Origin of the sequence: Cognatishimia maritima, from assembly GCF_900129685.1 — a bacterium.
GTDB classification, from domain to species: domain Bacteria; phylum Pseudomonadota; class Alphaproteobacteria; order Rhodobacterales; family Rhodobacteraceae; genus Cognatishimia; species Cognatishimia maritima.
This window is the reverse complement of sequence record NZ_FQWM01000003.1, coordinates 190,675-216,064: the sequence shown is the minus strand read 5'-3', so window position 1 is coordinate 216,064 and position 25,390 is coordinate 190,675. Positions and strand designations below refer to the sequence as shown.

21 protein-coding genes are annotated in these 25,390 nt (G+C 56.4%); 11 read left to right on the top strand and 10 right to left on the bottom strand.

The window, feature by feature from the left end:
- Positions 1-11 precede the first annotated feature (11 nt).
- Both BUA39_RS09560 and BUA39_RS09555 read left to right on the top strand, forming a co-directional pair.
- Entirely contained in the window at positions 12-905 is an 894-nt protein-coding gene (locus BUA39_RS09560) for a TIM barrel protein (RefSeq protein ID WP_072792982.1), read from the top strand.
- A gap of 12 nt (positions 906-917) precedes the next feature.
- On the top strand, positions 918-2,051 hold the full coding sequence (locus BUA39_RS09555) for a Gfo/Idh/MocA family protein (RefSeq protein WP_072792981.1): 1,134 nt from the start codon (positions 918-920) through the stop codon (positions 2,049-2,051).
- A gap of 3 nt (positions 2,052-2,054) precedes the next feature.
- Here the strand turns inward: BUA39_RS09555 and BUA39_RS09550 are convergent, their stop codons facing one another.
- From BUA39_RS09550 to BUA39_RS09515, 8 genes are all read right to left on the bottom strand, one after another.
- A complete protein-coding gene (locus BUA39_RS09550; RefSeq protein WP_072793044.1) occupies positions 2,055-3,071 on the bottom strand; it encodes a LacI family DNA-binding transcriptional regulator in 1,017 nt (338 codons plus the stop codon).
- Between the two features lie 242 nt (positions 3,072-3,313).
- Positions 3,314-4,303: an inositol 2-dehydrogenase gene (gene iolG, locus BUA39_RS09545; protein ID WP_072792980.1), complete on the bottom strand. Its 990-nt coding sequence runs from the start codon at positions 4,301-4,303 to the stop codon at positions 3,314-3,316.
- 30 nt (positions 4,304-4,333) lie between these two features.
- On the bottom strand, positions 4,334-5,119 hold the full coding sequence (locus tag BUA39_RS09540; protein WP_072792979.1) for an ATP-binding cassette domain-containing protein: 786 nt from the start codon (positions 5,117-5,119) through the stop codon (positions 4,334-4,336).
- A 14-nt stretch (positions 5,120-5,133) separates the two neighbouring features.
- Positions 5,134-6,207, bottom strand: a complete 1,074-nt coding sequence (locus BUA39_RS09535; protein WP_072792978.1) for an ABC transporter permease — start codon at positions 6,205-6,207, stop codon at positions 5,134-5,136.
- A gap of 83 nt (positions 6,208-6,290) precedes the next feature.
- Entirely contained in the window at positions 6,291-7,229 is a 939-nt protein-coding gene (locus BUA39_RS09530) for a substrate-binding domain-containing protein (protein WP_072792977.1), read from the bottom strand.
- A gap of 81 nt (positions 7,230-7,310) precedes the next feature.
- Positions 7,311-8,129: a TIM barrel protein gene (locus BUA39_RS09525; RefSeq protein WP_072792976.1), complete on the bottom strand. Its 819-nt coding sequence runs from the start codon at positions 8,127-8,129 to the stop codon at positions 7,311-7,313.
- A 568-nt stretch (positions 8,130-8,697) separates the two neighbouring features.
- On the bottom strand, positions 8,698-9,459 hold the full coding sequence (locus tag BUA39_RS09520; RefSeq protein WP_072792975.1) for a DeoR/GlpR family DNA-binding transcription regulator: 762 nt from the start codon (positions 9,457-9,459) through the stop codon (positions 8,698-8,700).
- A gap of 50 nt (positions 9,460-9,509) precedes the next feature.
- A complete protein-coding gene (locus BUA39_RS09515; RefSeq protein ID WP_072792974.1) occupies positions 9,510-10,484 on the bottom strand; it encodes a GlxA family transcriptional regulator in 975 nt (324 codons plus the stop codon).
- Positions 10,485-10,661: 177 nt separating this feature from the next.
- Here BUA39_RS09515 and BUA39_RS09510 point away from each other — a divergent pair, with 177 nt between their 5' ends.
- Complete coding sequence (locus BUA39_RS09510; protein WP_072792973.1) at positions 10,662-13,085, top strand: GcvT family protein; 2,424 nt, start codon at positions 10,662-10,664, stop codon at positions 13,083-13,085.
- Between the two features lie 9 nt (positions 13,086-13,094).
- On the top strand, positions 13,095-14,024 hold the full coding sequence (locus BUA39_RS09505) for a choline/ethanolamine kinase family protein (RefSeq protein ID WP_072792972.1): 930 nt from the start codon (positions 13,095-13,097) through the stop codon (positions 14,022-14,024).
- Between the two features lie 70 nt (positions 14,025-14,094).
- Here the strand turns inward: BUA39_RS09505 and BUA39_RS09500 are convergent, their stop codons facing one another.
- Both BUA39_RS09500 and BUA39_RS09495 read right to left on the bottom strand, forming a co-directional pair.
- The gene (locus BUA39_RS09500; RefSeq protein WP_110721836.1) at positions 14,095-14,871 is read right to left on the bottom strand and encodes an inositol monophosphatase family protein; all 777 of its coding nucleotides are present in this window, start codon (positions 14,869-14,871) and stop codon (positions 14,095-14,097) included.
- Positions 14,872-14,879: 8 nt separating this feature from the next.
- Positions 14,880-15,650, bottom strand: a complete 771-nt coding sequence (locus BUA39_RS09495) for a DeoR/GlpR family DNA-binding transcription regulator (protein WP_072792970.1) — start codon at positions 15,648-15,650, stop codon at positions 14,880-14,882.
- Positions 15,651-15,861: 211 nt separating this feature from the next.
- Between BUA39_RS09495 and BUA39_RS09490 the strand changes: the two genes are divergently transcribed.
- The 7 genes from BUA39_RS09490 to BUA39_RS09460 all read left to right on the top strand — a co-directional run bounded on the left by BUA39_RS09490 (position 15,862) and on the right by BUA39_RS09460 (position 25,385).
- Entirely contained in the window at positions 15,862-16,803 is a 942-nt protein-coding gene (locus tag BUA39_RS09490) for an ABC transporter substrate-binding protein (protein WP_072792969.1), read from the top strand.
- Positions 16,804-16,900: 97 nt separating this feature from the next.
- Positions 16,901-17,929 (top strand): quaternary amine ABC transporter ATP-binding protein, encoded by a 1,029-nt coding sequence (locus tag BUA39_RS09485; RefSeq protein ID WP_072792968.1) that lies wholly within the window; start codon positions 16,901-16,903, stop codon positions 17,927-17,929.
- Positions 17,930-18,210: 281 nt separating this feature from the next.
- Positions 18,211-19,929, top strand: coding sequence for an ABC transporter permease (locus BUA39_RS09480; protein ID WP_423219938.1), 1,719 nt, complete (start codon positions 18,211-18,213; stop codon positions 19,927-19,929).
- Positions 19,926-20,819: a phosphotransferase gene (locus tag BUA39_RS09475; protein WP_072792966.1), complete on the top strand. Its 894-nt coding sequence runs from the start codon at positions 19,926-19,928 to the stop codon at positions 20,817-20,819. The genes BUA39_RS09480 and BUA39_RS09475 overlap by 4 nt, the downstream gene beginning before the upstream one ends.
- Before the next feature lie 2 nt (positions 20,820-20,821).
- Positions 20,822-23,266 carry a GcvT family protein gene (locus tag BUA39_RS09470; protein ID WP_072792965.1) on the top strand — a complete coding sequence of 815 codons (2,445 nt, stop codon included), beginning with the start codon at positions 20,822-20,824 and terminating at the stop codon, positions 23,264-23,266.
- On the top strand, positions 23,266-24,033 hold the full coding sequence (locus tag BUA39_RS09465) for an N-formylglutamate amidohydrolase (protein WP_072792964.1): 768 nt from the start codon (positions 23,266-23,268) through the stop codon (positions 24,031-24,033). The genes BUA39_RS09470 and BUA39_RS09465 overlap by 1 nt, the downstream gene beginning before the upstream one ends.
- Positions 24,021-25,385: a glutamine synthetase family protein gene (locus BUA39_RS09460; RefSeq protein ID WP_072792963.1), complete on the top strand. Its 1,365-nt coding sequence runs from the start codon at positions 24,021-24,023 to the stop codon at positions 25,383-25,385. The genes BUA39_RS09465 and BUA39_RS09460 overlap by 13 nt, the downstream gene beginning before the upstream one ends.
- Positions 25,386-25,390: the final 5 nt, after the last annotated feature.

The window sequence follows — 25,390 nt, the reverse complement described above, 5'->3', positions numbered from 1 at the left end:
AAAGGAATAAGATGACCATCAGAATTGGCAACGCCCCCTGTTCTTGGGGTGTGGAATTTGCAAATGACCCACGCAACCCGACTTGGCGCGAAGTGCTGCGCCAATGTGCGGCGGCGGGGTATAAAGGCATCGAATTGGGCCCTGTTGGCTTTATGCCCGAAGACCCGGCAGTATTGGCTCCGGCGTTAGAGGAATTTGATCTGCAACTGATCGGCGGTGTTGTCTTCCGCCCGTTCCATGATGCGGACGCGTGGGACGATGTGCTCGACGGTACGCATCGCACGGGTGCAGCCCTGAAAGCCCATGGCGCGAAGCATATGGTGCTGATCGACTCGATCTCTCCGCGTCGCGCGCCAACGGCGGGTCGGGCTTCGGAAGCTGAACAGATGGACAAGGCAGAATGGGCCGCTTTCCGGAACCGTATTGCCGAGGCCGCACGTATTGGCACCGAAGAGTATGGCCTGACGGTGGGCATTCATGCCCATGCGGCGGGTTTTGTTGACTTTGAGCCAGAGCTTGAACGGCTGCTGAATGAGGTTGACGAGAAGATCCTGAAGATCTGCTTTGACACTGGCCACCATTCTTACGCGGGCTTTGACCCGGTTGCGTTTATGAAACGCCATGTGGAGCGCATTTCCTACATGCACTTCAAGGATATTGATCCGAAGGTGAAGGCCAAGGTGATCGAGAACCGCACAGACTTCTATGAAGCCTGCGGCGATGGCATCTTTTGTAATCTCGGCGAGGGCGATGTCGACTTTCCGGCGGTGCGTCAGGTGCTGCTGGACGCGGGCTTTGAGGGTTGGTGTACCGTCGAGCAGGACTGCGATCCGCTTTTGGACCCGGACACTCTGGGCGATGCGCGCAAGAACCGCGAATATCTTGAATCCATTGGCTTTAACTGAGGAAGCTTCGATATGGCAAAATTGAAATGGGGCATGATTGGCGGTGGCGAAGGCAGCCAGATCGGCCCGGCACACCGTATGGGCGCTTTGGCAGATGGCCGTTTTGAAATGGCAGCCGGCGCGCTTGATCACCGGCCAGACATCGGTCGCGAATATGCGCAGCGCTTGGGCGTGGCCGTGGATCGCGCCTATGGCGATTGGCAAGAGATGCTGGCAGGTGAAAAGGACCGTGAAGACCGGATTGATCTGGTCACAGTGGCGACCCCGAACTCCACGCATTTTGAGATCACGAAGGCGTTCTTGGAAGCCGGGTTTAACGTGCTTTGTGAAAAGCCCATGACAATGACTGTCGAAGAGGGCGAAGAGATTGTTGAAATCGCAGAAAAGACCGGCAAAATCTGCGCCGTCAACTACTGCTATTCCGCCTATCCGATGGTGCGTCAGGCCCGCGCGATGGTGCGGAATGGAGAGATTGGCAAGGTGCGCGTTGTGGTCACGAACTTCAGCCACGGCCACCACGGTGACGCGACCGATGCGGATAATCCGCGCGTGCGCTGGCGCTATGATCCGGCGATGGCGGGCGTGTCGGGGCAATTTGCAGATTGCGGCATCCACGCGATGCATATGGCGAGTTTCATTTGTGATGATGAGGTGGAGTCACTCTCTGCTGACTTCGCCTCGGCGATCTCAAGCCGCGAGTTGGAAGATGACGCGATGGTCAATTTCCGCATGCAGGGCGGTACGATTGGACGTCTTTGGACATCTTCTGTCGCCATCGGCCGCCAGCATGGATTTGAAATTCAGGTGTTTGGCGAAACCGGCGGCCTGAGATGGCATGCAGAGCAACCGAACCAACTGATTTACACGCCGGTCGGTGGGCGCACCCAGATCATTGAAAAAGGCGAAGGCGGTTTGCACGAAGATGCGCAGCGCCTAAGCCGCGTGGCGATTGCCCACCCAGAAGGTTTCCCATTGGCGGTCGCGAACATCTATTGCGATCTCGCGGATGCCATTCGGGGCGAAAAGCGTGACGGGCTTCCCAATGCTGCGGATGGATTGCGGTCGATGGCAGCCGTGCACACGGCGGTCGCTTCTGCGAAAGAGGGGGGCGTCTGGATGGACGCGCGGCCTTCTATCTTTCGGTGAAAGCTACGGCCCGAAAACCAAATTCTGAATGGGGCGCAATGTGCCCCGTTCGACAATAGCGCAGGGAAAGATGCGCGTTTCCGGGTAGCGGTCTTTGTCGTCCAGCATGGCGACCATCAATTCAATCGACGACTGCACAATCTGGCGGATGGGTTGGTGAACGGTGGTCAGATTGATGTTCTCCCAACCTGCCATTTCCATGTCGTTAAGGCCAATGATGCCGATATCATCGGGGCAAGAGAGGCCGCTGTCTTGTACCGCAGATAGCGCGCCAATTGACAAGACGTCATCACCGCAGAAATAGGCTTCGGCGGGCGCGTCCTGCAACAGGCGCAGCATTTCGTAGCGGCCTGCCTCAAAACTGTAGTGATCTGCAAAGGACGCGGTCACTTTGACTTCGGGATGTTTGGCCAGTTCCGACATAAACCCGGCATGGCGATCCTGGGTCGAGGTCGCGCTTAGGGGGCCGCCCATAAACGCGACATGTTTATAGCCGCGCGCGATCAAAGTCTGCGCCACCAGACGCCCGGCTTCGACGTTGTCGATGCTGACAATGTGCACTTTGGGCGCTGACGTCGCCCGCCCGAAGGAGTGCACCACCGGCACGCCTGCATCTTTGAAAGCGCGTGAGAACCCTTCTGGCAAAGTGGATGACGCCACAACCGCACCGTCGACTGAATACTGCCTGAGCATGCGCACAGAAGCCTCTGCATCTGTTTCGTCAGAAAGGTTTACAAGCAATGGTCGCAAGCCACGATCCTGCAAGCCTTTGGTAAATAGATCAAAAACCTGAAGGAAAATCGGGTTGTGGAAGTTGTTAGAGACAAGGCCGATCAGCTTGGTGCGGCCCGTGGTCAATGAGGAGGCCAGCGCGTTCGGGCTGTAACCCAGCTCTTTTGCTGCTTTCTCCACTTTGCGGCGCATTTTTTCAGAGACCGAGGCACCATCGGTAAAGGTTCGGGAGACCGCCGAACGGGAGACGCCCGCGCGCTCTGCTACATCCTTTAACGTTGCTGCCATCATGTCCTCTCGGCGTCCAACCTCCGGCAGGAGGCCAAATCACTAACGTCCTTTAATCGCTGAAGCCCAGAGGGGAAACATAATACTGGCGGTTTTGATCTCCGGCGAAAAAAGTGTTGTTTTATGGTCTAACACTGACTGATTGCGCGTTTTTGCGGCGCTTAAGGTGTGTTGCGACCGGGGCAAAGTATGCCCCAGCGCTGATTTGCTTTGGACTGGCCAACCAGAGGGGTGGCCAGAGGTTAGGGCGCGACGGCCTGCCCGGTTTCCACTGACTTCAAGGCGGCCTCGGCCAGTTCCAAGGCGCGCAGCCCATCGGTGCCGGTGACGGGCATTTCTGTCCCGTTTTCCACCGCATTCACAAAGGCTTCGATCTCATTGGCGTAGGCGCGGGTGTAGCGCGTCATAAAGAAATCCAAAAGCGGCGGGCGGGTGTAGCCCGCACCATTGGCGATCTCGATATTGGCTTCGTGCTGGTTGCTGGCTGAAACACCGCCTTTTGACCCGTGCACCTCGATGCGCTGATCATAGCCATAGGTCGCCCGGCGCGAGTTTGCGATCGTGCACAGCTTGCCGCTGGCGGTGCGCAGGATCAGATTTGCGCTGTCAAAGTCGCCAAGTTCCCCAATTTTGGGATCGGTCAGGACCGAGGCGGAGGCCTGAACAGAAACAACCTCTTCGCCAAGTAGCCAGCGCGCGACATCCAGATCATGGATGGTCATATCGCGGAAGATACCACCAGAGCGCGTGATGTAGTCATAAGGTGGTGCGCCCGGGTCGCGAGACGTCAGAGAGATCATCTCCACATCCCCGATTTGTCCGGCATCAATCGCCGCCTTCAGTGCCATAAAGTCCGGGTCAAACCGACGCTGGAACCCCAGCATCAACTGACCGTTTTCAGCCTCGACTGTCGCCAGACACTGGCGCACCCGATCCACATCCAGATCGACCGGCTTTTCGCAAAAGACAGCTTTGCCGGCCTTCACAAATTGTTCGATCAGATCCGCATGGGTGTCAGTCGGAGTGCAGATCGCGACCGCATCCACATCGTCAGACGCTGCGATGTCATCAATGGTGCGGATGTCGCAGCCAAACTGCGCGCGCATGGCCTGCGCCGCCGCTTCCATAGGTTCCGCCATGGCCACAAGGTTCGCCGTACGGACAGAGGACACGGCGCGCGCATGAACCTGCCCGATCCGACCTGCGCCAAGGATTGCGAAATTTACGCTCATTCATCGTCCTCAAGCGTTGGGGTAGGGGCCTTAAAGCGCATGTTCCATGAACTCCTCACCGGTTTTAGCACCGGTGATATAAGACACGACATCTTCGCCGGTGTAATCCCCGCTTTTGATGTCGAGGTCGGCGCACATACGGCCGCGACGGAAGACAACAATCCGGTCCACCAGATCAAAGACCTGCCGCATATTGTGGCTGATTAGGATCAGGGGTTCGCCTGCTTCCTTCAAGGTACGCACGATGTTTTCCACCTGCGCGGTTTCCTGAACACCCAAAGCTGCTGTCGGCTCGTCCATGATCGTCAGACGCGAGTGGAAAGTTGCGGTTCGCGCAATCGCCACACATTGCCGCTGACCACCCGACATATTGCGGATCGAGTTGCGGATATTGGGGATTTTCACTGCTGTCCGGTTCAGCCCTTCAATGGTGGCCTCACGCATCGCCTTATAGTCCAGCATCCGGAACGGGCCGAGCCAGTCAAACTTTGTGATCTCGCGACCAAGGAACAGGTTGTCCGGCACGTCCAGATCGTCGGCCAAAGCCAAGGTTTGGAACACGGTTTCAATGCCGGCTTCGCGTGCATCCAGCGGGCCTGCAAAATTCACCTCTTCACCGTAGAGCCAGACCTTGCCACGGGTGCGCTGTTCAACGCCTGTGATCTGGCGCACGAAGGTGGATTTACCCGCCCCGTTGTCACCCATGATGGCCACATGCTCGCCCTTGCGCATTTTGAAGTTTGCGCCTTCTAAGGCATGCACGCCACCATAATGTTTGGTCAGGTCTTGGGTTTCTAGAACGTATTCTTCGCTCATGGTTTCTCTCCTGACTATGCTCGGTTGCGTTGTCGGTATTGGTCAAGAATGACCGCAGCGATGATGATCGAACCCATAGCCATCAGCTGGTAGGACCCATCAAGCTTCACGTAGGTAAAGCCAGAGCGGATCACGCCCAGAACCATCGCGCCCAGCACGGTGCCAATGATCGAACCGCGACCACCGGTCAGGCTGATGCCGCCGATCACCGCCATGGCGATGGCGAAGAGTTCGTAAAACTCCCCCATACCCGCCTGCGCCGTGGAAGCTTTGGAGCTGAGAACGATGCCCGCGAAGGCCGCCAGCATAGAGGCGATCATATAGACCATGACCTTGTGGCGTTTGACGTTGATGCCCGACATCCGCGCGGCTTCTTCGTTGGAGCCAATCGCATAGGTGTGTTTGCCATACACAGTGTAGCGCAGGATGAAGTGGAAAATCGCCGCCAGTGCAAGGAACCAGACCACAGGCATCATGCCGGACCCGATGAAGGAATAGCTTTCTGTTGGGAAAGAGACGGGGTTACCGGATGTCCACCAAAGCGCGATACCACGACAGCCAAGGAACATGCCCAGCGTTGCAATGAAGGGTGGGATGCGGAAATAGGCCACAAATGTCCCGTTGATCGCCCCGATCATGGCCCCAAAGGCAAGGCCTGCGAGAACGGGGATGATGACCGGCAGATCCATCGCCCATGGGCCGAAAACCGCCTTTGGGTTTGGGTTGCCGTTAACGAGTTCGGTCTGCGCAAAGCTCATCGCGATCATCGCGGTAGCGGCAACCAAGGGGCCGGAACTCAGATCGATGCCTGCGGTCAGGATGACCTGTGTCACCCCGATGGCAATGATACCAATGATGGCGACCTGCAGAATGATAATTTTCAGACGCGCTTCGTTAAAGACAGAGTCAAAACGGTCGCGTGTGTCGAATAGGAAGCTTTGGCCGTTCATATAAGGCAGAACCTGCCCAAGAATTTCAAAAATGGCGATGATGATGATCAGGGCGAGCGCAATATTTAGCTCGTTCGGCCATGATCTCTTGGACTTGTCGAAAACAAGCCCGCCGGTGCCGTGGCTGGTGTCTGCCATTGGTCGGGGTTCCTTCTGGCGTCAAGTCGTTCCTCAGGGCGGCGGCATCTTGCGCCGCCCTGAAGAAAGGGTGGGATTTGAAGTTAGTTTTTGTCCAAGAAGTCATTCATGTTGTCTGGCGTCACCAGAACGAACGGAATGTAGACCTTGGTGTCGACTTTCTCACCGTTTGCGAGCTTGATGGCCGCATCAATAGAGCCTGTGCCCTGACCAACAGAGTCTTGGAACACGGTCACGTCATAGTCGCCTGCTGCCATAACCAGCAGGGCGTCCTGAGATGCGTCAACACCACCAACCTGAACGTCAGCCATGTCCATACCTGCGGCTTTCATCGCCTGGATCGCGCCAATGGCCATTTCGTCATTGTTTGCTAGAACAAAGTCAAAAGGCTCACCAGAGGACATCCAGTTGGTCATCAAATCCTGCGCTTCGTCGCGGGACCAGTTGGCCGGTGCTTCATCGATGATTTCCATGAAGTTGCACATGTCCATGCCGATCACGTCATGCACGTCCTTAGAGCGTTGAACCGCAGCTTGGTTGGACAGCTGACCGTTCATCAGATAGCCGCGCGCGCCATTGCCTTTGCCTTCGGCGCGCAGGTTTTTACAGACCTCAAAGGCAGACAATGTGCCTGACTCAATCTCGTTTGAAGCAACGAAGGCTTGGGTCGGCGGCAGTTCGTTTACGTTGTCTGGTTCGCGGTTCACAAACACCAGCGGGGTGTCGCCCGCTGCAGCTGTGATCGCGGCACCCGCAGAAGTATCAACGATGTTCACGATGATCGCATCAACGCCTTGCGCCACGAAGTTTGTGACCTGATCGATCTGTTTTGCAAGATCGTCGCTGGCGTCTTCTTGTTGGTATGTCAGACCATCAATGGACTCTGCATATTCGACCATACCGTTGCGCAGAACGGTCAGCCAGTTGTCGTCAAAGCGCGAAAAGGTTGCGCCAATCTCCAATGCGAAGGCACCTGTGCCCATGACTGTAACAAGGCCAGCCATCATAAATGTTTTCTTCATAAGTTTCCTCCCTAGTTGGTGTCCGGAACACCTTTTTTACTCACCGGATCGCCCGCTGTGCGGGCTAGACAAAACTCCGCATCACGCCGCTCTCTGCTGCGCGTGTGAAGCAATGAAATTCATGGATTGCCTGAGGGCCGCCTCTGGCGCTGCAAGGTCGTGAACCTCTGGCGCGAAACATTCGAACGAAAATGCCCCTGTGTAGCCCGCGTCGATCAAGGCAATGATCTGCTGCACAGACCCCAGTTGGTCTGCGGCCGTCACAAGCCCTCTGTGCGCGTCAACGATATCGGGTTTTTGGATCGAAACATCGGCCAGACCAGAAATATGTACGATGCCGGTTTCCGCCGGAAACAGCGTGTCTTCCTCGGCCAGATAATGGTGAAACGTATCATGTACGATCTTTATGCAATCGGTTGCATCCAAAGATCGCATGATTTCAATAGCCTCGGACTTCAAACGAGACGACGATGATTGAAACCCAAGCGGCTCAAAAAACGCCTTCATGTCTGCCTGTCTTAGCATTGGGTGAATTGCTTCAATCCCCGTGACCAATTGATCAACGCGGTTGATGTCTTTCCGCTGGTCGCCATCGTTGCACGGGATCAGGCTGATGGCCTCCGCCCCGGCTTCAACAGCGCTGTCGATCAGCCATTGGCTGTCCTTTGCGATGGTTTCAGACCACCGGTTGCAAGGGTAGATTTGCGAAAGACCCAGCAGGCGAAGCCCATGATCACGCACCATCGCACCTGCGTCTTTTGCCGAAAGCCCATCAAAAAGAGGGCGGTTCAAGTCATTGCGTAGCTCAACACCCACGCAGCCCAAACGCTGCGCGGTCTTTAGCACATCGCGTAGCGGCGCGTTGGCCATCGTCACCTGATTTAACGCAAATTCGAGCATGTCTCTCCCTAGACCGCCTGTTTTTGGCAAACGGTCCCGACTCTACCTTCCACTGCAAAGCTGCGATCATTTCGGGGCTAAGTCAACTCATTTTTGCAACCGGTTGCATTTTGCCTTTCCGTATGAAGATCTGCAACAAACATGATCTGTCACACGCAACCCTGCGCTACTCCGCGTACCAGCTTCAGGGGATGGGTAAGAACTTGGAACCGATTGCACTTCGGTAGATATGCACGGTTTCATGTGTTGCGTCGGTTTTCCAACCGCATTTACAGCGCGCGATGAAGGCCAAGACGCGTAGAGTTGACGGTCGTAACAAGTCTTTTCTTATCCGCCATAAATATAACATAATCTATCTTACACGCTATATGTTTTGCCTGATTGGTTTCATTAGCGAAGTACTAACTAGGTACGAATATAAGGAGCATGGAAAGGCAAACTGATCTTTCTGGTCGAACGTGTCTGCGGGTACACCGTCGACCTGCGGATCCCGTATCGTCAATCAAGGCCGACTGGAATGAAAGGATATTTCGGAGTTCACTCTACGCCAAGTGTTCACGATCACTGTTCAGGCATCGCTCACTATGACCCGGGCAACATTCTTGAGGTTAGCGTGGCGGACCACCTCATTGGAATCTGTCACGATCCAAATTCCTTCGCTTGTCTCGTCAATCGCGATCAGCCCGGTCGTGCTCGTTGCCTCGACTTTGCTGTGATCGACAGCAAAAATTACCTGTTTGGCAATACGTGACATCGCCTCGACCATATCCGCCTCACATTGTTCTGCCATGAGAAACCCCCGTTCGGGATGCACCTGAGCAGCGGTTACGACACAGAAGTCTACTTGCATTTTCTCTACGGTGTGAAACGCCGTGCGATCATAGGAAGCTCCATCGTAATCGCGTAATTGCGTGCCGGCAAAGTAGACCCGGTTACCCTTTGTCATCGACAGCTTACTCGCCACAAATGCTGAATTTGTTACGACCGTGAGATCCTTCTTCATCTGTAGAGCTTGGGAAACGAATCCTGAACTGGACCCCGCATCAATGGCAACAGACGCGCCATTGGGAATAAGCTCGACCACCTTGGAGGCGATACGAGCCTTGGCTTCACGGTTGTGATGCATCCGAATCTGGAATGGTGCCGTCATCGGGTTTTCGATACTGACAATGGCGCCATGGACCTTTTCAACCTTGCCGGCATCAACCAGCGGCTTGACGATCCGTCGGATCGTCTGATCCGAAACACCCAGCATTTCGGACAGTTCCGTGACGGTCAAAGTACCGCGCAAAGCCACGGCGTTGAGGATCTCTTGGTCATATTTCGCCATGGTTATTCCTTCCCAGAAATCCTTCTCGTACGCAACCGTCAGGCGCGAAATCAAACAAATTGCTTTGGCGTCACTCCGAATTTGCGCTTGAAGGCCGTGCGGAAGCACGAGTCGGATTGAAAGCCGCAGGCTATGGCCACTTCCAGAACGCTCATGTTGGTGATCTGCAACAGTTTCTGCGCCTTTCGCAACCGGTGATCCTTGATGAACCGTAGGGGTGAGGTTCCTGTCTTTTCTGCAAATTGCCGTTCAAGCTGGCGCCTTGAAATGTTGAACTCGCAGCAAAGATCCTGCACGGAGATGTCTTCCTCATAGCTGCTTTGAATGCGTTCAACCACAGCCAGAAAAGTCTGGTTTCGCGAACCATACTTGCGTGCCAGGGGAATGCTTTGCGGAGTGGTCGGGGGGCGGCAAGCCGGCCGGTTGAGTTGCTCTTGCACCTTGCTTGCGATCTCGCGGCCATGGCGTGTTTCAATAAGGCCAACCACCAATTCCGTCGCTGCATCACTGCAAGTGCTGGCGCAAATGCGCGGGGACACCGAGTAGAGCTGATCAACGGCTAGGATATTCGGGTAAAGCTCCTTCATCGTTTCCATCCATTCCCAATGGACGGCGACGGGGATGTCGCTTAGCAAACCGGCGCGCGCCAAAGTGAACACCGCATTCCCCTGCAAGATAAACTTGTTGCCGACCCGGTATTGCCGGCGCACCCATGCGATTAGCTTGTCTTCCTTTGCGGTGGCAGCACTGCCCCAATTCAAGACGACCAAAGTATCGTGATGCAATTGACCCACATCGGCATCACAAGACAATTCCGCTCCGCAGGCAAGTTTTTGAACCGACCCATTCAGCGAGGCATAATGCCATCTGTAATGCCTTCGTCCCGAGATTTCGTTCATGGTGAGCATGGGTTGGGTAATTGCACTGCAATCCGCCAACGTTGCACCGTCACCCAACATGATGACCACATCCTGAACAATTGGCTGTGCTCCTGAGTTGAAGGAATTCCGTGCCGGGTGTTCCATGACTTACCTCCTTTGGGTTGCACTGGCGACGATCTCGCCCTTTTCCGCCCTTTGAAAGCGCCGGAATTCAGAGTAATTTGCGTCATCGACTTCTCAATTTCAACATCTTTCCACATTTTTTGTTGTTTTTTGTTGTTTTTGTGGCAGTCTAATTCCGAATTCAGTGAGGAATCGGAAATGACCACCCATTCAGCGAAGCATCTCATCATTGGCGGAGGCATCATCGGATGTTCGACCGCGTACCATCTTGCCAGAAACGGCGAGAAGGACGTCGTTCTGCTTGAAAAGGCCTCCTTGACAGAAGGCGCAACCTGGCATGCGGCGGGCCTCGTCGGGCAGTTGCGCTCATCTCGCAATACCACCCGCATGTTGAAACGTTCGGTGGCCATGTATGACCGGCTGGAAGAAGAAACCGGTATGGCCTTCGATTGGAAGAAGGTCGGCAGCTTGCGGTTGGCGGCAACCAAAGAAAGGTTGCTGGAAGCCAAACGCCTGACGACAATGGCCAAAAGCTTCGATCTGGAAATGGAGATGATCACCGCCAAAGAGGCCAAGGAGTTGTTTCCCTATATCGACGACTCAGGCTTGCAAGGCGCGGCGTTTATCCCCTCGGATGGTCATGTTGACCCTGCCAGCCTGTGTCAGGCCATTGCCTCAGGCGCCCGCAAATACGGCGCGCAAATCCGGCAGGATGTGAAGGTTTTGGATTTCGAAATCAAGGACGGACGCATCACCAAGGTGATGACCAGCGAAGGCGACTATGAGGCTGAGACCATCGTAATGGCCGCCGGAATGTGGAGCCGTGAATTGGGTGCGAAGCTGGGTATTCATGTCCCAGCTTGCGCGGTTGAGCATCAGTATATCGTGACAGAGCCGCTTCCTGATGAGGCGCTGGTTAAAGGCTTGCCCACCCTGCGCGACCCGGAGCGTCTTGTGTATTACAAGCCCGATGCCGGTGGCCGCCTTGTAATCGGCGGCTATGAAGAAGGCACCCTACCCTTTGGCGATAATGGCATCCCAGGAGAGTTCGTGCGCCAATTGCTACCGGACAACCTCGACCGGTTCGGCCCACTGGCGGAATTGGCCGCACAGGTGACACCGGTCCTGAACGAAGTTGGCATCCGCTCGGTGATCAACGGCCCGATCCCCTATTCGGCGGACGGGGACTTTGTGCTGGGCTGGGCGCCGGGCTTTGACAACCTGATGATGGCAACCGGATTCCTTTATGGCATTGCCGCCGGCGGTGGGGCTGGCGAGATGATCGCCGAATGGATCACCGAAGGGCGCCCCAGCCTTGACCTTTGGCCGCTCGATTGCCGCCGCTTCGGGCCGCATCACGGCACCAAGTCTTTCATGTACCCGCGCGCGGTCGAACACTATGCGCATCATTACAAGATGCGTTATCCCGGTCAGGAACATGAAAGCGCCCGCAACCTGCGTCTGTCGCCGCTATATGACATCCTAAAGAAGAAGGGCGCGGTCTATGGATCCAAGAATGGCTGGGAACGTCCACTGTGGTTTGCTCCGGAAGGCGTTGAGCCTGTAGACCAGCTCGATTTCCTTGAGCCCGGCTGGCACAAGTTTGCCGCCGAGGAGCACAAGGCGGTGCGCGAAGGCGTGGCTCTGATTGATCAATCGAGCTTTGCCAAATTCGAAATCATCGGCCCCGGCGCACTGGATCTGTTGCAGCACCTTGCCGCCTGCAACATGGACAAGCCCGACGGCACCGTGATCTACGCACAATTCTGCAACGAAACAGGAGGCATCGAGGCCGATGTCACCATAACCCGGCTTGGGCGAGATCACTTCTATCTCGTCACTGGCTCGGGCTTCGGCACACATGACGAAGACTGGATTCGCCGCAACATGCCCAAGGACGGCTCGGTCCAAATGATCGAGGTGACCTCTGGCCGCGCAGTTATTAATATTTGCGGTCCCAAGGCGCGCGACGTGCTGCAAGCGGTCTGCGAACAGGACGTTTCCAACGAGGCGTTCCCCTTTGGTACGGCCCGCGACATCACGGTTGGTAGCGCGCCGGTTCGCGCTGTACGCATCGGGTTTGTCGGCGAACTGGGTTGGGAACTACACGTCCCGACGGAATTCGCTGCCCATGTTTATAAGGCCTTGCACGGTGCAGGTGAGCCTCACGGCATTCGAGACATCGGCTATCGCGCCATCGACTCTCTGCGTCTGGAGAAGGGCTATCTTTATTGGTCGGGCGACATTACCCCCGACTACACCCCCATCGAGGCTGGGCTTGGGTTCCGCGTCCATCTCAAGGCCGGCGGTGATTTCCTTGGTCGCGAGGTGTTGGCGAAGCAGAAGGCGGAAGGGCCTGACCGCAAACTTTGCACCTTTGTTACTCCCGTCAAACTACCACTCTATGGCGGTGAAACCATCATCCATGACGGCAAGACGGTCTCACTCGCGACCAGCGCTGGCTTCGGATATTCGGTCGGACAAACGATCATCTTCGGATATCTGGAAAACGCGCTCTGCGGGGAAACCACATTTGAGATCGAAGTGTTCGGTGAACGCCACCCAATCACAAGGGTAGACGGGCCGTTGTTTGACCCGCAAAATGAAAAATTGAAGTCCTGAGGAGCTGACATGTACGAGCATACGGAAACCGTTCTGGCCACGTTGCGGAAGACTCCTGGCTTTGAAACTGTTGCGTCGGATCGGTGTAGTATCACGCGTCTTGGCGGGCTGACCAACCTTGTCCATCTTGTTGAAACCCCAACTGCTCGCGTGATTGTGCGCATCCCCGGCGAAGGCACCGATGAATATATCGACCGATCAATCGAGATCACCAACGCCAATGCCGCCTGGCGTGCCGGTATTTCTGCCGAGGTTCTATGGGCCGATGCCAATTCGGGCGAAATGGTCACCCGAGCGATAGAAAACATTGAAACTATGACGCCCGCGTTGTTTAAGTCTCGCTCAGGGTCTCCGGAGCGAGCGGGTAAGGCGTTGGCCAAGCTGCACAATTCGGGCGAAGCGTTCGAGTTTCGCTTCGAGCTGTTCGCCATGATCGATGAATACCTCAAGGTACTGGCAACAAAAGACGTGGACCTGCCGGAAGGCTACCACGTGGTGGTCAAGGCGGCCGAGCCGATAAAGGAAGCCCTCAACGCCAACCCAGCCCGCTTGGCGCCGTGCCACTGTGATCCACTTTGCGAGAACTTTCTTGACGATGGCGAGGCCATGTGGATCGTTGACTGGGAGTATTCCGGCATGAACGACCCGCTTTGGGATGTTGGTGATCTTTCGGTCGAAGCCAATATGGACGAAAGTCAGGAGGCCGAACTTCTACGCGGCTATTTCGGGCGCGAGCCCACCGCAGAGGAAAAGGGGCGCGTTGTGATCTACAAGGCCATGTGCGACCTGCTCTGGACGTTGTGGGGGTTGATCCAACACACCGACAACAATCCGGCAGAGGATTTCTGGGCCTATGCAACCACCCGCTTTGATCGTTGCAAGGCGCTGATGAACAGTGATGATTTCCCAGGGCATGTGGCTGCGGTGAAGCTTGGCTAATACTCTTCCCAAGCAAACGAAAAAGGGCGCCGGTCCTCACCGGCGCCCTTTTCCATTCAAACCGTTTCATTCAGCCATTGACGACATCCAGCATGGCCTGCAGCAGTTCAGGCGTGGTCGCGGTGACGACCTTGCCATCAGACTTCATTGTCAGGTCATTGCCCTCCCAATCAGTGATGACGCCCCCTGAGGCCTTGATCAAACCGACAAGAGGCAGAAAATCGTAAGGCTCCAGCCTGCAATCCACCACCGCATCAATTTGTCCCGATGCCACCAGCGCATGCGGGTAACAATCATAGGCCATCCGTCTGGTATGGCCTATGCGGCAGAGCCGCCCGAACAGGTCCGGGTTCATCGATTGAAGCCGCTCCGCTTCGTTTACATAGATCATCGCCTCTCCCAACTCGCGGGTATCGCGGCACCGAATCCGTGCACCGTTCAGTGTCGCCCCCTGCCCTTCAAGGCCGATATAGGTTTCATCCAGCGCCGGCATGCGGACTAGGCCAATCTTGGGGCGACCCCCGACAAGGTATCCCATCAACATGCCGAATAGGGGGGAGCCGGTAATGAAAGTCCGGGTGCCGTCAATCGGGTCAATGATCCAAGTTTCTCCGTCCAAGGACCCGGAAATCCCGTATTCCTCGCCAAAGATACCGTGCCCCGGAAAGGCGCTTTGCAAGGCGTCTCGGATGAAAGCTTCGGTCTCGCGGTCTGCTACCGTCACTGGGCTTTCGTCGGCCTTGGCGTCAATATCCAGTGGCGCGCGGAAATGTGACATCGGGATCGCACTGGCTTCGCGGGCAATCCTTTCGGCGATTTCACCGATCTTTTCTATCGGGGGGCTCATCATTTCTCCTATTTGGCTACTTGGATGTCTGTGCCCCAGTCGACCAACGCGGCGGAGGCAATTTCTTTAGGCGGTTCCTTGTCGCAGACAAGGTAATCAACCCGTTCCGGGTGACCAATATCGACCGGCGCGACCCGGCCGAACTTGCTGAAGTCCGCCGCGATGATGCTGGTGTTGGCCTGCCGCATGATCAGGCGCGAAAACCGAGCTTCCTCAAGGTCGTACAAAAAGAACCCCTTTTCGTTGATCCCGGCAGAGGACAAGACCGCGAAGTCGGTGTTGAAGTTCGCGGCAAACTCCATGGCATCCGCGCCGAAAGCTCCGCCGTCATGGCCCCGCAATTCCCCGCCAGCCAGAAACACCCGGTTTTCATTGCGGGTGGCCAGGCGGAAAGCCACATAGACTGAGTTCGTCACCACGACCAGTCGGCGGTGGTCGCGCAATGCGTCTGCGATATGAGCGGTGGTACTGCCAATATCGAGAAACAGGGAAACATCATTAGGCAACATTGAGGCGACGTGCTGTGCAATCCGCTGTTTGGCGATTGGATTCTCGCGATATCGGGCATTGAAATCGGCCTCAGTGCTATCGCTGACGATACGAACGCCACCGTGCATGCGCTCTACCAAGCCATCATCTGCAAGAACCTTGAGATTTCGCCGCACGGTTTCTTCGGTCACATCCAGAGCCTCGGCCAGCGCATGTATCCGCATCGAGCCACCAGACCGGTGCAGTTCGTCCAGAATAGCCTTCTGTCGGTGATTAACCCGAGTCTCCATGATTCTACTCCATTTCCGCAGTCAACACCGCGGCTGCACCTCTAAATAGCCACTAATTTCCACAAATTTCCACATATTTTTTACCTTTTACAACGTTTTCTAACTTTTTATGTTGATTTATGTTGGTTTTTGGCGAAACATTAATTCATTCACGCATTTTCAGACGCCTGATCTTGCGAAACCCACAAAATCAACAGCTGGGAGGCTGACCATGACAAAATTCACACCTTTTTCTGCGGCGCTTCTGACAGCCCTCTCGGCAGCGGGCGCGATGGCCGAGGTTGAATCTCTGGATCCGATCAAGCTGACGACGCATGACTGGACGGGCCAGATCATCACCACCACCATCATGGGGGAAGTTCTGAAAAAGGCTGGCTATAATGTGGAATACGTGCAGGCCGATTACATCGCTCAGTTTGCCGGACTTAAGACCGGCGACCTGCATGTCGCTATGGAAATCTGGGAAACCACTGGTCGCGAGGCGATGGACGAAGCCTTTGGCACCGGCAAGGTCGTCAACATGGGTCCAACCGGTATGAAAGCCATCGAGGAATGGTGGTATCCGTCCTATATGGAAAAGCTGTGCCCCGGCCTGCCCGACTGGCAGGCACTGAATGACTGCGCCGCCGAATTCGCCACCCCTGAAACCGCGCCGATGGGGCGTTACCTAGGCGGTCCTGTGACTTGGGGCGGCTTTGACGACGAACGCGTCGAGGCCCTAAGCATGGATTTCGAAGTCGTGCACGCTGGCACCGACGCTGCGCTTTTTGCCGAACTGGAATCGGCCTATCAGCGTGAAGCCCCGATCGTGCTTTGGATCTATTCTCCACATTGGGCGACCGCCAAGTATGACGGCAAATTCGTCGAATTCCCGCCCTACTCTGACGAATGTTACAACGACCCGTCTGTCGGCGTGAACCCGGACTCGGCCTATGATTGCGGCAAGCCGACCGGTCCGATCTGGAAAGTGGCCTGGTCCGGCATTGCCGACAAATGGCCGGGTGCTGCCAGCGCGATCAACGCCTTTGACATCGACAACGACACGATGGGCGCCCTTGTCGGCAAAGTCGACCTCGATGGTGAAAGCATCAGCAGCGTTGTTTCCGAATGGATGAGCGCTAACGAAGCCACCTGGTCGTCCTGGATCAAGTAACCCTCCTTGATCCGCTCGGAGAAGGCGGCCACTCCCCGCGCCTTCTCCCCCCTTTCCCAGCAATCTGGCCCGACAAGGCCAAATCCCCGAGGTGACTATGGAGCGTTCCGTAAAACTGGAGTGCCGAGGTGTTTGGAAGATCTACGGCCCACACCCCGAAGACTTCCTTAAGAAACACAATGACGCACCAACCTCAGAAGATTTTGAAGCCGCCCAAATGGTCGGTGCCGTGCGCGATGCCAATGTCCAAATATTTGAGGGCGAGATTTTCGTCATCATGGGGCTTTCCGGATCAGGAAAGTCCACGTTGGTGCGCTGCCTTTCGCGCCTCGTTGAGTCAACCGCGGGCGAAATCAACTTCGAAGGCCGCAATCTGCTGACCATGGGCGACTCTGAATTGATCGATGTGCGTCGCAAGAAAATGGGCATGGTCTTTCAGCATTTCGCACTGCTGCCGCATCTGACCGTTTTGCAAAACGCCGCTTTCCCGCTGGAAATTCAGGGCTTCCCCCTGAAAGACCGCGAAAACCGTGCCCGTCAGATGATCGAAACCGTCGGCTTGCAAGGGCGTGAAGACCATTATCCCCGGCAATTGTCCGGTGGCCAGCAACAGCGCGTTGGGATCGCGCGTTCGTTGGTGGCCGACCCTGATCTGTGGTTCCTTGATGAGCCGTTCTCGGCGCTTGATCCGCTGATCCGTCGGGAAATGCAGGACGAATTCCTGCGTCTGCAATCTATGCTGCACAAGACGATCGTGTTCATCACCCACGACTTTGACGAGGCTATCCGTCTGGCCGACCGCATCGCAGTGATGAAAGACGGTTGTATCGAACAGATCGACACGCCCGAAAACCTGGTGATGAAACCGGCTACGCCCTATGTCGAGGAGTTCACCCGCCACATTCCCCGTGCTAAAGTCATGCGGTTGAAATCCATCATGTCCGCCGGAGTCCCAGAAAACGACTATGCCGGAGACCTGCCCGGCCACCTTACAGTGGCCGACACCATCCTTCAGTTGGATGATTCTACTCTGCCATTCAGGGTTCTGGACGAAGACGGTCAGCCGGTTGGCACCATCGACTCGCGCGCAGCAATCGATATCATGGTTGGACGGAGCGCGGGATGACGAGGTTTCTCAAATCCCTGACCAATGGCTCGAGGCCGTTTTGGCTGGGCCTATTCTTGGTGACTTGGGCTCTGTCGAAGTGGTCGTTCAGCCTGTACCAGGCATTGGACGCGCGCTGGATCATCCGCTTTCCCAAGCAATACGAACTGCCGTTGGATGGCTGGATTTCGGACGCTATGTCCTGGCTTGTGGAAGATGCGCATTTTGGCCTGTTCTCATTCCGTGACCTCACCCGATTCATCGCGGGTGTGATCGAACTTCCCTATCAATTGGTTCGATCAATGCTGGTAGATGGTTTCTCGGTCGGCCAGGGGCAGCAGGCTATTGAATTAGCACCCTCGATCAGCTGGATCGCCATCATTGGCACCATGGCTGCGGTGGCAATCTACGCGAAAAACAAGTCTCTGGCCTTGCTGGCGGGTCTGTGTTTTGCCTATCTGGCTATCTTTGGCCAATGGGAAAGCGCCATGGTCACGCTGGCCTCGGTTTTGATCGCAGTGCCGATCGGTGTGGCGGGCGGTCTCATGCTTGGCATTCTGTCTTATCGCCACCCATGGGTCGAACGTGCACTGCGCCCGGTCCTCGACCTGATGCAGACCGTCCCGGTCTTTGCCTACCTCGTGCCGATCTTGTTCCTGTTCGGTTTTGGTCCGATCTCTGCCCTAGTCGCCACGGTGATCTACGCCATGCCGCCGATGGTACGGATCTCAACAGTGGCGTTGCAGTCTGTGCCGGAAGAGATAATCGAAGCCGGTCGAATGGTGGGCTGCAAACCCCGTCAGTTGATGTGGAAAGTGATGCTGCCTACCGCGCTTCCGTCACTGATGGTCGGGGTCAATCAGGTGATCATGCTGACCCTCAACATGGTAATTATCGCATCGATGATTGGTGCTGGCGGTCTCGGCTATGATGTTCTGACCTCACTGCGCCGGCTGGATATTGGAGGTGGCATCGAGGCCGGATTGGCCATCGTGGTGATGGCCATCGCTCTGGACCGTGTCAGTCAGGCCTTCGCCATCCGTCGCGTGCGTCCCCGCCCAGATCCGACACTCCCAGTATATCAGCGCCATCCGCTGATAAGCACGGTCCTTGCGCTGATTTTCGTGACCACTTTGACGAGCTTCTACCTGCCTGCATTCCGCGTGCTGCCTGAGGCCTTCACCATCACCACCGGTGCGTTCTGGACCGCGATGATGGAGTGGATCAACATCACCTTCTTTGACACGTTCGAAGCCATCAAGACGTTCTTCCTGACCACCCTTTTGCTGCCGGTAAAACGGTTTTTCGGTGGCATCCCTTGGGCTTGGGGCATCATCGCTGTTGGCATCGCAGCAGGGCGTCTGGGAGGTTGGAAACTTGGCCTTATTTCTGCTCTGATGACACTATTCATCGCGGCAAACGGGCTTTGGGCCAAGGCGATGGTCACCGTCTATCTGGTATCGGTCTCGGTTCTGATCGCCAGCGCCATCGGTATTCCTTTGGGCATTTGGGCTGGTCAAAGCGCCCGCGCCAACAGCGTGATCGGCTCATTAATCGATACGCTGCAAACCATGCCCAGCTTCGTGTACCTGATCCCGGTCGTGATGCTGTTCCGGGTGGGTGACTTCTCGGCCATGATCGCGGTGGTGCTTTATGCCCTGGCCCCAGCCGTGCGCTACGCCGCCCATGGCATCCGGTCGATCGACTCCGAATTGATCGAAGCTGGTAAGGTCTCAGGCTGTACCGAACGCCAACTTCTGTGGCGGATCAAACTACCGCTGGCCGCGCCCTCGCTACTGCTGGGTCTAAACCAGACCATCATGCTGGCCCTTTCTATGCTGGTCATTACCGCGCTCGTTGGCACCCGTGATCTTGGTCAGGAAGTCTATATCGCTCTGACTAAGGCCAATACCGGACAAGGTATCATCGCCGGGCTTGCGGTTGCCTTTATTGCCATCATTGCCGACCGGATTGTCACGGCCCTTTCAAAGAGCTCGCAGGAAAGGCTGGGTGTGAAATGACGATGGCTCTCGAACACGCATTCGCAACTGCCCGCGCTTTGCCCTGCTGGCAGGGCACGCCCGAAATCGAACAGCTGGGCGGCGGTATCACGAATGTTAACCTGCTTGTCACCGACAACACTGGAAAATATGTGGTGCGCTTCGGCGAGGATATTCCCGAGCATGGGGTGATGCGGTTCAATGAACAGGCGATCTCCTACGCTGCACAAGAAGCGGGAATTTCGCCTGCGATCAATCATACCGAACCGGGCGTTTTGGTTCTGGACTTCGTCGAGTCAACGCCGCTGAAGGCCGCTGACCTGCATGATGCAGAAACGCTGGTGAATACCGTACACCTGATCCGGTCTGTGCATGAAACCGTAACTAGCAAAGTGCGCGGGCCCATTCTGACCTTCTGGGTGTTTCACGTCCTTCGCAACTATGCCGCTTTCCTTTCTCGCAACGCTTCTACTCAAATGGACCGCCTTCCAGAGTTGATGCAAGAGGCTGCGGCGCTGGAGCAAGCGGTTGGCAAGGTTGATCTTGTTCTTAGTCACAACGACCTGCTTCCCGCCAATATCCTCCGCGGCCCAGACCGGCTTTGGCTGATCGACTGGGAATATGGCGGCTTCAATTCACCCTTGTTCGATCTCGGAGGTCTCGCCACCAATTGCGACCTGCCGCCGGAGGCCGAGATGGTGATACTGGAAACCTATTTCGGCACTCCGCCGGACGAGACCCTAATGAACAGCTATGGCGCGATGAAATGCGCCTCGCTGCTGCGCGAAACCATGTGGAGCATGGTCTCGGAAATCACCTCCGAGATCGACTTCGACTATGCCGCCTATACGGCTGACAACCTGGCCCGCTACCGGCTGGCCCTTTCCGAATATCAATCCCAAAGAGGATAAAAATGAGCGATTTTCCTAACACCGCACAGGCCGTCATCGTTGGCGGCGGGATCGTCGGATGCTCGACGGCGTATCATCTTGCCAAGATGGGCTGGGACGTGGTTCTGGTCGAGCGCAAGAAACTCACATCAGGGACAACCTTCCACGCTGCGGGTCTCGTCGGCCAATTGCGTTCAAACGCGAATATCACCCAGCTGCTGGGCTATTCGGTCGATCTTTATAATTCACTGGAACAGGAAACCGGGCTGGGCACGGGCTGGAAGATGAATGGCGGGTTACGGCTTGCCTGTAATCCGGAGCGATGGACCGAAGTGAAACGCCAGGCCACCACGGCACATTCCTTTGGGTTGGACATGCAGTTGCTGACTCCGAAAGAGGCGCAGGAATTGTGGCCGTTGATGACCATCGACGATGTCATTGGTGCGGCCTATCTGCCGACCGACGGTCAGGCCAACCCCTCTGACATCACCCAAGCGCTGGCCAAGGGCGCGCGCATGGCCGGGGCGCGGATATTCGAAGACACCAAAGTCACGTCAGTCGATATTGAAAAGGGTGTGATCAAGGCTGTCGAAACCGAAAAAGGCCGGATCGAGACCCCGATCGTGATTGCTTGCTGCGGCCAGTGGACCCGGACTTTCGCGAAATCCGTAGGTGTAAATGTGCCGCTGGTGCCGATGGAGCATCAATACATGGTGACCGAACGGATCGAAGGTGTGCCTGCCAACTTGCCCACGCTGCGCGACCCGGACCGTCTGACCTACTACAAGGAAGAGGTTGGCGGGCTGGTGATGGGCGGCTACGAGCCCAACCCGATCCCCTGGGCCACCAACGGTATTCCGCAAGGCTTTCACTACACGCTTCTGGACAGCAATTTCGACCATTTCGAACAGCTGATGGAACTGTCGCTGGGCCGGGTTCCGGCACTGGAAACCGCCGGGATCAAAGAGTTGGTGAACGGGCCAGAAAGCTTTACGCCGGATGGCAACTTCATCCTTGGGGAAGCGCCGGAACTGAAGAACTTTTTTGTTGGAGCCGGCTTCAACGCCTATGGCATTGCCGCTGGCGGTGGCGCGGGCATGGCGTTGGCGGAATGGGTTGCTAAGGGTGAGCCTCCGTTTGACTTGTGGCCTGTAGATATCCGCCGCTTTGGTCGCCCCCATTTCGACGACGACTGGATTCGCACCCGCACGATCGAGGCCTATGGCAAGCACTACACCATGGCCTGGCCCTCTGAAGAACATGACTCGGGCCGACCTTGCCGCAAGTCGCCGCTTTATGACACGCTGCGCGCCCAAGGCGCCGTGTTCGGCGAAAAACTCGGCTGGGAACGTCCCAACTGGTACGCTGACACGGCGGCAGGTGAAGATCAGCGCGACATTTACACGTTCGAGCGCCCGAACTGGCACACGCCAGTGGGACGAGAGCATAGCGCTTGCCGTGAATCGGCTGTCCTTTTCGACCAGACCTCATTTGCCAAATTCGCCCTGAAGGGCCCGGATGCAGAAGCGGCCCTCAGCTGGATCGCTGCCAATGACGTGGCCAAGCCGGTCGGCTCTCTGATCTATACCCAGATGCTGAATGATCGGGCTGGCATCGAATGTGACCTGACCTGTGTGCGTGTCGCCGAAGACGAATACTACATCGTCACAGGCACCGGCTATGCCACTCATGACTTCGACTGGATTTGCAAGAACATCCCCGACGGCATGAATGCGCAGCTGTTCGATGTCACGTCTTCATATGCGGTCTTGTCGTTGATGGGACCCAAGGCACGTACAATCCTTCAGTCGGTGACACGTGACGATGTTTCCAATGAAGGCTTCCCATTCGGCAAGGCAAAGACCATCGGCATCGCGGGATGCCCGGTCAACGCCTTGCGCGTCACTTATGTGGGCGAACTCGGCTGGGAACTTCATTTGCCAGTGGAATATGCCACCGCGGTCTATGACGCGCTGCACAAAGCCGGTGCCGAACACGGGCTGGTCGACGCAGGCTACCGGGCAATCGAAACACTGCGGCTTGAGAAGGGCTATCGTGCCTGGCCATCCGACATTGGCCCCGATCACACGCCTGACGAGGCTGGGCTGGGCTGGGCCGTGAAGATGAAGAAGGATATTCCGTTCAAGGGACGCGAGGCCGTTGCCGAACAACGAGGCGGCAAACTTAAGAAGATGCTGGCCACCTTCACCACTGATGGCGACGTCATTCTGTCCGGCCGGGAAACCATTTACCGCAACGGCGAGCGTGTCGGCTACATCAGTTCGGCCGGTTATGGCCACACGATCGGCAAATCCATAGCAATGGGCTACGTGCGTCATGACGGCGGGGTGGACCGCGACTTTATCAACAGCGGGACTTACGAGCTGGAAGTCGCCACCGTGCGGGTCCCTTGCGAGGTCACGCTGGCGCCGCTGTTTGATCCCAAAATGGAGCGGGTGAAAGTGTGATGGACGATACTTCCGTCATCGTCTTAAACGGTTCGGGCGCGTCGAACATTGTTCTGGTCTGTGAACATGCCTCGCAGCATATCCCGGCCCGCTACGGTGGGCTGGGGCTCAGCGAGGAGGCCGCGAACAGCCATGCTGCCTGGGACCCGGGCGCCTATGGCGTGGCCAGAGATTTGTCCGATATCCTAGATGCGCCGCTGGTCGCCTCGACTGTCTCAAGGCTCGTCTACGACTGTAACCGTCCGCCTGAATCCGACAGTGCCATCCGCGAAGTGTCGGAAATCCATGACATTCCCGGCAATCACAATCTGACACCGGAACAGCGGGCCGAACGGGTGGATAGCGTCTACCGGCCTTTTGAAACTGCCCTGTCCGACCTGATGGATCAGAGACAGACTGGCGTTCTGGTCACGGTGCACAGCTTTACCCCGGTATTTCACGGAAAGCCCCGCGAGGTTCAACTGGGCATCCTTCATGACGATGACACCAGCCTCGCTGACAAAATGCTGGTAAAGGCAGCGACACACACCGCACTGAAAACCGCACGCAATGAACCCTATGGCCCCGAGGATGGGGTCACGCACACCTTGAAACAACACGCGCTGCCGCGAGGATGGGCTAACGTTATGCTGGAATTTCGCAACGATATGATCGCAACGCCGCAGCAACAGCATTTGGTTGCAAATGACACCGCGGCACTAATTCTCGATGCGCTGGATGCGCTTGCTTTGACAAACAGAATGGAGACTGGCCAATGTCGGGTTTGATTTCCCTTGAAACCCTGAAATCGGAGGCAGAGGCCGGGATACTGGATACAGTGCTGGTCTGTCTCGTCGACATGCAGGGGCGGCTGATGGGTAAACGCTTTCACGTCTCGAATTTCCTGGAGAGCGGCTACAAGGAAACCCATTGCTGCAATTACTTGCTGGCCACGGATCTGGAAATGGCTACGCCGGAAGGCTACGCCGCCACAAGCTGGGAAGCGGGCTATGGCGACTATGTGATGAAGCCCGACCTTGGTACCTTGCGCCGCATTCCCTGGTTGGACGGCACAGTATTGGTCCTGTGCGACGTCATCGACCATCATACCCACGAACCGGTACCGCATTCGCCTCGTCAGATCCTGAAACGACAGGTCGCCCGGGCCGAGGCCATGGGCCTAACGCCCTATATGGCGACCGAACTGGAGTTTTTTCTGTTCGAGAAAAGCTATGACGAGATCCGCCGCGGCGGTTTTCGCGATATGGCGACGCTGGGCGGCTATAACGAGGACTACCACATTCTGCAGACCACCCGGGAAGAGCATGTCATGCGCCCGATTCGCAACCTGCTGGTCGAAGCCGGTGTGCCTGTGGAAAACACCAAAGGCGAAGCCGAGGCGGGTCAGGCCGAACTGAACATCCGCTATGCCGATGCCCTGTTGGCCGCCGATCAGCACACGGTCTCGAAACAGGCCATCAAAGAAATCGCCGATCAGAAAGGCCACGCTGCCAGCTTCCTGCCCAAGGTTCACCATGACAAGGTCGGCAGCGCTGCGCATATTCACCAATCGCTGTTCCGCGACGGAGACAACGTGTTCTTCGATCCCGAAAATCCGCGCAGCATGTCAAAACTGATGGGCAGCTATGTGGCGGGGCTGATCAAATACGCCGCCGACGGCATGGTCTTTCTCGCGCCTTATGTGAACAGCTACAAACGTTTCGTACCGGGAACTTTTGCCCCGACCAAAAGCGCGTGGTCGGTCGACAACCGCACCGCTGGCTTCCGTTTGGTCGGAGAAAATACGAAAGCCGTGCGGATCGAATGCCGTATCCCTGGATCCGACATCAATCCCTATCTTGCCTGTGCGGCTCAGCTGGCCGCAGGACTGGCGGGGATCGAGGAAGGGCTCGCCCTGCCGGAACCGGTGACAGGCGACCTATACGCGATGAAAGACATCGCCGAAGTGCCACATACGTTGCGCGCCGCGACCGAAGCCCTGCGGAATTCGGACATGTTGCGCAGCGCGATGGGCGATTGGGTTGTCGACCACTACACCCGCGCCGCCGAAGTAGAACTAGAAGAATTTGACCGCGTCGTGACCGATTGGGAAATCGCACGCGGATTTGAGAAAGCCTGACACTC

Excerpts from the sequence above, each read along its gene's own strand:
- BUA39_RS09485 (WP_072792968.1), top strand. The coding sequence starts at position 16,901 with ATGGAGCGTTCCGTAAAACTGGAGTGCCGAGGTGTTTGGAAGATCTAC.
- BUA39_RS09540 (WP_072792979.1), bottom strand. The coding sequence starts at position 5,119 with ATGAGCGAAGAATACGTTCTAGAAACCCAAGACCTGACCAAACATTAT.
- BUA39_RS09510 (WP_072792973.1), top strand. The coding sequence starts at position 10,662 with ATGACCACCCATTCAGCGAAGCATCTCATCATTGGCGGAGGCATCATC.
- BUA39_RS09525 (WP_072792976.1), bottom strand. The coding sequence starts at position 8,129 with ATGCTCGAATTTGCGTTAAATCAGGTGACGATGGCCAACGCGCCGCTA.
- BUA39_RS09475 (WP_072792966.1), top strand. The coding sequence starts at position 19,926 with ATGACGATGGCTCTCGAACACGCATTCGCAACTGCCCGCGCTTTGCCC.
- BUA39_RS09505 (WP_072792972.1), top strand. The coding sequence starts at position 13,095 with ATGTACGAGCATACGGAAACCGTTCTGGCCACGTTGCGGAAGACTCCT.
- BUA39_RS09470 (WP_072792965.1), top strand. The coding sequence starts at position 20,822 with ATGAGCGATTTTCCTAACACCGCACAGGCCGTCATCGTTGGCGGCGGG.
- BUA39_RS09535 (WP_072792978.1), bottom strand. The coding sequence starts at position 6,207 with ATGGCAGACACCAGCCACGGCACCGGCGGGCTTGTTTTCGACAAGTCC.
- BUA39_RS09460 (WP_072792963.1), top strand. The coding sequence starts at position 24,021 with ATGTCGGGTTTGATTTCCCTTGAAACCCTGAAATCGGAGGCAGAGGCC.
- BUA39_RS09515 (WP_072792974.1), bottom strand. The coding sequence starts at position 10,484 with ATGGAACACCCGGCACGGAATTCCTTCAACTCAGGAGCACAGCCAATT.
- BUA39_RS09495 (WP_072792970.1), bottom strand. The coding sequence starts at position 15,650 with ATGGAGACTCGGGTTAATCACCGACAGAAGGCTATTCTGGACGAACTG.
- BUA39_RS09490 (WP_072792969.1), top strand. The coding sequence starts at position 15,862 with ATGACAAAATTCACACCTTTTTCTGCGGCGCTTCTGACAGCCCTCTCG.
- BUA39_RS09520 (WP_072792975.1), bottom strand. The coding sequence starts at position 9,459 with ATGGCGAAATATGACCAAGAGATCCTCAACGCCGTGGCTTTGCGCGGT.
- BUA39_RS09555 (WP_072792981.1), top strand. The coding sequence starts at position 918 with ATGGCAAAATTGAAATGGGGCATGATTGGCGGTGGCGAAGGCAGCCAG.
- iolG (WP_072792980.1), bottom strand. The coding sequence starts at position 4,303 with ATGAGCGTAAATTTCGCAATCCTTGGCGCAGGTCGGATCGGGCAGGTT.
- BUA39_RS09560 (WP_072792982.1), top strand. The coding sequence starts at position 12 with ATGACCATCAGAATTGGCAACGCCCCCTGTTCTTGGGGTGTGGAATTT.
- BUA39_RS09530 (WP_072792977.1), bottom strand. The coding sequence starts at position 7,229 with ATGAAGAAAACATTTATGATGGCTGGCCTTGTTACAGTCATGGGCACA.
- BUA39_RS09480 (WP_423219938.1), top strand. The coding sequence starts at position 18,211 with ATGCTGGTAGATGGTTTCTCGGTCGGCCAGGGGCAGCAGGCTATTGAA.
- BUA39_RS09500 (WP_110721836.1), bottom strand. The coding sequence starts at position 14,871 with ATGAGCCCCCCGATAGAAAAGATCGGTGAAATCGCCGAAAGGATTGCC.
- BUA39_RS09550 (WP_072793044.1), bottom strand. The coding sequence starts at position 3,071 with ATGGCAGCAACGTTAAAGGATGTAGCAGAGCGCGCGGGCGTCTCCCGT.
- BUA39_RS09465 (WP_072792964.1), top strand. The coding sequence starts at position 23,266 with ATGGACGATACTTCCGTCATCGTCTTAAACGGTTCGGGCGCGTCGAAC.